General features: G+C 71.8%; 8 protein-coding genes. 4 read left to right on the forward strand and 4 right to left on the reverse strand.

Annotation, left to right across the window (positions count from 1 at the left end):
- Positions 1-177: 177 nt before the first annotated feature.
- Positions 178-807 (reverse strand): TetR/AcrR family transcriptional regulator, encoded by a 630-nt coding sequence (locus DEJ31_RS16720; protein WP_111122450.1) that lies wholly within the window; start codon positions 805-807, stop codon positions 178-180.
- A 110-nt stretch (positions 808-917) separates the two neighbouring features.
- Positions 918-1,664, reverse strand: a complete 747-nt coding sequence (locus DEJ31_RS16725) for an SDR family NAD(P)-dependent oxidoreductase (RefSeq protein ID WP_111044457.1) — start codon at positions 1,662-1,664, stop codon at positions 918-920.
- Positions 1,665-1,934: 270 nt separating this feature from the next.
- On the opposite strand from DEJ31_RS16725, the gene DEJ31_RS16730 reads away from it, so the two are divergent.
- Both DEJ31_RS16730 and DEJ31_RS16735 read left to right on the forward strand, forming a co-directional pair.
- A complete protein-coding gene (locus tag DEJ31_RS16730; RefSeq protein ID WP_111044458.1) occupies positions 1,935-2,255 on the forward strand; it encodes a PadR family transcriptional regulator in 321 nt (106 codons plus the stop codon).
- The gene (locus DEJ31_RS16735) at positions 2,252-3,058 is read left to right on the forward strand and encodes a hypothetical protein (protein ID WP_111122451.1); all 807 of its coding nucleotides are present in this window, start codon (positions 2,252-2,254) and stop codon (positions 3,056-3,058) included. Before DEJ31_RS16730 ends, DEJ31_RS16735 begins: the two co-directional genes overlap by 4 nt.
- Before the next feature lie 152 nt (positions 3,059-3,210).
- Here the strand turns inward: DEJ31_RS16735 and mtnN are convergent, their stop codons facing one another.
- Entirely contained in the window at positions 3,211-3,948 is a 738-nt protein-coding gene (gene mtnN / locus DEJ31_RS16740; RefSeq protein WP_181433572.1) for a 5'-methylthioadenosine/S-adenosylhomocysteine nucleosidase, read from the reverse strand.
- Between the two features lie 123 nt (positions 3,949-4,071).
- On the opposite strand from mtnN, the gene DEJ31_RS16745 reads away from it, so the two are divergent.
- Positions 4,072-4,830 (forward strand): AmiS/UreI family transporter, encoded by a 759-nt coding sequence (locus tag DEJ31_RS16745; RefSeq protein ID WP_111122453.1) that lies wholly within the window; start codon positions 4,072-4,074, stop codon positions 4,828-4,830.
- Positions 4,831-4,858: 28 nt separating this feature from the next.
- A complete protein-coding gene (locus DEJ31_RS16750) occupies positions 4,859-6,097 on the forward strand; it encodes an acyl-CoA dehydrogenase family protein (RefSeq protein ID WP_111122454.1) in 1,239 nt (412 codons plus the stop codon).
- A gap of 74 nt (positions 6,098-6,171) precedes the next feature.
- Here DEJ31_RS16750 and DEJ31_RS17805 read toward each other — a convergent pair.
- Positions 6,172-6,245 (reverse strand): IS3 family transposase (locus DEJ31_RS17805; RefSeq protein ID WP_375537617.1); only part of this gene is annotated, 74 nt, incomplete at its 5' end.

Genomic DNA, 6,245 nt, shown 5'->3' on the forward strand with positions numbered 1-6,245 from the left:
CCACCGCAGCAGTGCGCTGCGCACCAGTCAACGATGACGCGTTACCACCCAACAGAACCATCCCCGGATCTCGAACCAACTAAGCAGTCCAAGATCCGGGGACCAGTTCACAGCTGGCACCGCGCCTCCCGTCTGCTCACGGGGAACGCGTTGTCGTCGCCGTGACGCCTTCGTCCGTCAGGACCAGTCGCCGTCCGACGTGCCGAGGTGCTCGCGTCCCAGGTCGGTGATCGGGACCGCGGCGAGGCTGGTCAACCCGATGTCGAGCAGCGTCGCGCGGGAGACGCCGGATCCGCCGAGGGTGGACATCCCCTCGATGACCGCGCAGAAGTACGCTCCCAACGAGCCGGAGTCGGCTCTGCCCTCGATCTCCCCGGCGTCCTGCGCCTCGGCGATGCAGGCGGCGTAGTGGTCCCGCATGGCGTCGAACGAGGCAGCGACGGTGGCGGCGACCTCGGCGTCCTGCGTCGCCAGCTCGACGGCGGCTCTCGTGAAGAGGGACGGCGGAGCCTGCGATGCCCCGTGTTCGACGGCGACCTTCACGAGCTGCGCCCGGATCCGCCCGATCGGGCTGTCCGAGCCGTGGCGGATCGACTCGACGGCATCGACCGCCTCGGCGGCGTCGCTGAGGAACGCCCGCATGAACAGTTCCTTCTTGCCGCCGAAGGCGTTGTAGAGGCTCTGTCGCGCGAGACCGGTGGCCTCGAGGAGGGTGTCGAGGGACGTCCCGGCGTAGCCCGTCTCGGCGAACGCCTTCCGGGCGCGTGCGACGACGTCGGCTTCGTCGAACGTCCGAGGTCTCGGCACGGTCGTCCTCCTGGTCTGCTGCGGGGCTGTCATGACCATCATGACGCAGCGGGCATGGCCCCAGCTCGGGTGGTGCACCACCCGAGCCCGGTCCGGCGCCGGCCTCGCCGTCAGACGATCGAGGCGCCGCCGTCGACCAGGACCTCGCTGCCGGTCATGCCCGAGCTCTGGTCCGAGACCAGGAACAGGACGGTGGCGGCGATCTCCTCGGGCCGGAGCAGTCGACCGAGCGCGACCGAGGAGGCGATCTGCGCCAGGAGGGCGTCCGGGTCGCTCGGCGCGAGGCCCTTGAGGCCGGGCGTCTCGGTGGGGCCGGGGACGATGGTGTTGATGCGGATCCCTCGAGGAGCCAGGTCGGCCGCCCACGTGCGCGTCATCGCCGCGACTGCCGCCTTGGAACCGCCGTAGAGCCCGAAGTCACGCTCCGTGCCGGACGCCGCGGTCGAGCCGGTCACGACGATCGCGGCACCCTCGTTCAGCAGGGGCAGGGCGCCTTGGATCGTCAGCGTGGTGCCGCGCACGTTCGTCGCGAAGGCGATGTCGATGTCCTCGGCCGTCACCTCGGCGAGTGGCTTGAACTCGCCCAGTCCGGCATTGGCGTGCACCGCGTCGAGTCCGGTGCCGCGCGCTGCGATCACCTCGAAGAGCGTGAGCACGTCGGCCGGGTCGGAGGCGTCCGCCCGGACCGCGGTGACGGCGTCGCCGAACTCGGCCTCGACGGCGTCGAGTTGCGCCTGCCGACGGCCGGTGACGAAGACGTGGGCGCCCTCGTCGACGAAGCGACGGACGACCGCCTCGCCGATCCCCGAGGTGCCGCCGGTCACCAGTGCGGTCTTGCCGGTGAGCGCTGCGTTCATGATGGAGCTCCGTTCGCGTAGTGGACTGATCGGTCCCGAACGTACGCCTGCTGGACCGATCAGTCAAGAACTGCGCCAGCGACTTCCCTGAGCGTCTTCGACTGTTCCCGCTGCGTCCGGATCGTTAATCTACCTAGCTAGAAGAGGGGTTGCTTGCCCCTCGATCCGAGAGGAGACGACCATGCGGCACACACGACGCCGGATCACCCACGCGGCCGACGGGGGCGTCGAGCACGGCCCCGACCGCGCTGCGCACCATGAGGTGTCCTAGTGGAACCGCTCACCCGCGTGACCGCCTCGACGATCGACGTGCTCGCGGCGCTCCTGGACCACGACGGCTCCGTGTGGGGGCTGCTCGTCATCAAGGCGACCGAACGCCCGGCAGGCACCGTCTACCCGATCCTCGAACGGCTCGAGGACCGCGGCTGGATCACCTCCACCTGGGAGGCCGACTCCGAGCGGTCCGGGCCGCGACGACGGCTCTACGAGTTCACGACGGACGGCCGTGCCGCCGCCGTCGACGCCTGTGCCGCCTTCCGCCGCAGGCAGACACCGGAGCGACGCCCGAGCGGTCGGACCGTGACCTCATGACGTTCGCCGAGATCCTCGTCGAGGTCGCCGTCGACCTCTCGCCCGCCGGTCACCGGTCGGTCCGCCGAGAACAGTGGCTCGCCGACGTCCGGGACGCCACAGAACTCGACCTCTCGCCGCTCCGGCTCGCGCTCGGGGCACTCACCACCGCGGTCTTCCACCGCGCCCGTCACCACCGCTCCACCTGGGGGAACACCATGACCACCACCGCGACCTCCCGCCCGATGATCGGCGCGGTCCCCGTCCTGACCATCGCCGTCGTCCTGTCGATCCTGCTCAGCGCTGCGTTCACCCTCGCCTTCGGCGGGGACCACGGGGGCGGGTCCTGGCAGTGGTACCGCTTCATCACGATCCAGGCGCTCTTCGGGACCGTCCTGCCAGCGGTCGGCGTCGTCACGATGCTCCGGGTGACCCGTGTCCCACGGACGCGCCTCGCGGTGTCCACCGTGCTGCTGCTCCTCGGCGCGGTGGCGTTCGGCGGGTGGGAGATCTGGGCGCTGCTCGGCATCATCCCGGTGGACTACACCTACTCGATGGCGCCCACGTTCTGGGGACTGCCCGTCCTCGGCCTGGCGCTCTGGTCGTGGTCGGCCGATGTACGGGGCTGGCGTTGGCTCCTCGTCGCCTCACCCGTTGTCCTGTGGGCACTGCTGCTGCCGCTCGCACCGTCTCTGCCGGTGGCGTCCCGACCCGGCCTCGAACGGCTGCCGCTCCTGCTCGCCGTCCTCGTGGCGGCCCTCGTCGCACCGCGCGCGGAACGGGACAACGCGCGCCAGTCCGTGGCGGTTCCGCCGGGCTCCTGAGGCCGGGAGCAGGGACGGGGGCGGCCTGACGGGCGCCCCCGTGCCTCCCGGTCGTCGCGGTGTCGGACGAGTCGCGTCCCCGCCACTCAGCACCGGTGCACGCAGTCGGGCCGCAGGCGCTCCCGAGGCAGTCGTCCTGCCGACCCCACCGCTCACGCAGCGGGCAGCGGACCCGTCCCCGACGCCAACCCGACGACGAGGCCGTGCACGATCCGGGCAGCCCGGGCGGCTGCATCGTCGAGGTGCTGCCGGAACTCGTCGCCGTCCGGAGCGCACAGGTCGCTGATGCCACGGACCGACACGAACGGCATCGCGTGCACGTGGGCGAACTGGGCGATCGCCGCCGACTCCATGTCGACCGCGGCGACCGTCGGGAAGGCCTGGCGGAGGTCGCGGGCACGACCCTCGGTGACGAAGACCTCGCTCGACCCGATCGGTGCCAGACGGACGACGTCGGAGGTCTGGACGTCCTGCGCACGGCGGACGAGGTCGGGGTCCCCGGTGAACCCGGTGGGCATGCCCGGCACCTGGCCGAGCGCGTACCCGAAGGCCGTGGCGTCGGCGTTGAGGTTCACGTACCAGTCGCCGATGACGACGTCGCCGAGCTGGACGTCCCGCGCCAGACCGCCCGCTGTCCCGACGCTGATGACCGGGATGCCCGAGCCGAAGTCGTGGAAGGCGTGGGCGACGGCCGCGGTGGCGTTCGTGAAACCGATCCCACTCCGGCGGACGGCGACCGTTGAACCGTCGACGTCGAGCAGGTGGTGCTCGTCGTGGCCGCCGGTCGGCCCGTGCAGGACCGGCTCGCCGCCGATCAGGTCCGTGAAGGCCGAGACCTCTTCGCTCATGGCGGCGATCACCACGGCCACGGGTCGTCGAAGGGCATCCACCGGACGATCCTCCCACAGGGGCGTGCGCGATCCGGCGCTGCGGGCCAGCGTCACGAACCGCAGCATTCCGTAAGCGGCGGTCATCTTCCCCCGCTCGTGCACACCGCGTGGCACCTTCTCGGCATGGCCTCCATCTGCTTGATCCTGTCCGCGGCCGCGCTGCTCCTCAACGGCCTCACCCTGCTCGGTCGCGTCCCCGGACGCGACAGCGGGGTCTCCAACGTCCTCATCGGCGGGCTGCAGCTGCTGCTCTGCACCGCCGTCGCGATCACGGCCGACGGGTCGCTCCCGGCCCTGCTCGCGATCACCGGGACGTTCCTGTTCGGCCTGACGTACCTGTACGTCGGGGTGGACGCGCTCGCGGGCCTCGGATCGGCGGGGCTCGGCTGGTTCTGCGGGCTGGTCGCCGTGGCCGCGGTGGTGTTCGCCGCGATCCACGTCGTCGACGACCCGGTGCTCGCCGTGCTGTGGGCCGGATGGGCGGTGCTGTGGTCGCTGTTCTTCGTGCTCCTGGCGCTCGGCCGGGCGTCCATCACGGCGTACACCGGGTGGGCGCTGGTGCTGGCGAGCCCGCTGACCGCACTCGTGCCGGCGCTGCTCGCACTCACCGACCGCTGGCCGACGGGACCGGCCGCCGCCGGCGTCTCGGTGCTCGGCGAGGTGGTCGTGTTCGGCGGCGCAGCCGCCCTGGCCCGCCGCAGCGCACGGAGCACGACCGACCCGACCACCCGGACCGCCGCGACCGACCCGGCCACCCGGGCCGTCGCGACCGACCCGGTCACTCGAACCGCCGCGACCGACCCGGCCAGACGGGCCACCGCGACCGACCCGGCCACCACGCCGGCCGGTGCGTCCCTGCCCAGCGCGACCGCAGCCTCCTGACCGCCCGCCACACGAGATCGGACGAACCATGACCACGACGACCACCACCCCGCACACCGTGCCGGACACCGTTCCCGACTACGAGACCCTCGCCGCGCGCTTCCGCCCGCTCTTCGACCGGATCGCCGCCGGGGCCTCCGAGCGCGAGCGCACCCACACCCTCCCGACCGCCGAGATCCGCGAACTCGCCGCCGCCGGCTTCGGCGCCCTGCGGGTCCCCGTCGAACACGGCGGCGCCGGTGCCACGCTGCCGCAGCTGTTCCGGTTGCTGACCGAGCTCGCCGCCGCCGACAGCAACATCCCGCAGGCCCTCCGCGGCCACTTCGCCCTGGTCGAGGACCGTCTGGTCGGCCGTTCGGGGGAGCGGGCGCGCTGGCTCGACCGCTTCGGCCGCGGCGAGATCGCCGGCAACTCGTGGACCGAGGTCGGCGCCGTGCAGATCGGTGACGTCATCACGAAGGTCACCCCGCAGCCCGACGGCACCTTCCGGATCAGCGGGCAGAAGTACTACTCCACGGGCAGCGTCTTCGCGGACTGGATCGACACCTACGCCGAGCGCACCGACACCGGCGAGCGGGTGATCGCGATCGTCGACGCCCACCAGGACGGTGTCACCCACGGCGACGACTGGGACGGCTTCGGTCAGCAGACCACCGGCTCCGGCACGAGCACCTTCGTCGACGCGCGCGTGGAGCCGGACGCGGTCACCCTGTTCGATGACCGGTTCAAGTACCAGACCGCCTTCTACCAGGGGGTGCTGCTGGCTGTCCTGGCCGGGTCGGTCCTGGCCGCCGAACGGGAGGTCGCCCTCGCCGTCCGCACCCGCAACCGCGTCTTCTCACACGGCAACGCCGACACCTTCGCCGCCGACCCGCAGATCCTGCAGGTCGTCGGCGAGGTCTCGTCCGCCGGCTTCGCCGCCGCCGCGATCGTCGACCGGGCAGCGGAGGCGCTGCAGGCCGCGTACGAGGGAGCCACTCTGGACGAGGCCGAGGACGAGCGCCGGAACGACCGTGCCGAACTCGCGACCGCGCAGGCGCAGGTCGCCCTCACGTCGCTCGCGACGCATGCGACCTCGCACCTGTTCGACGCGCTCGCCGCGTCCGGCGTCAGCACGACGAAGAACCTGGACCGGCACTGGCGGAACGCCCGGACCGCGGGCAGCCACAACCCGTGGGTCTTCAAGGCGCGGATCGTCGGCGACCACGCCGTGAACGGCGCGGAGCCGCCGCGGGTGTGGGCGATCGGCGCGACGCGCGCGCGGTAGACGCGACCGACGACGGACGGGAGGCCCGGTACCAGCTGTGAACTGGTCCCTGTTTGTTGGACTGTGAATTCAGGTTATGCCGCGAGGGCATGGGCTCGGTATTGGACCGGGCTCATGCCCTCGAGGCGTTCCTGGATGCGGGTGGTGT

The organism is Curtobacterium sp. MCPF17_031, from assembly GCF_003234035.1.
Classification (GTDB): Bacteria; Actinomycetota; Actinomycetes; order Actinomycetales; family Microbacteriaceae; genus Curtobacterium.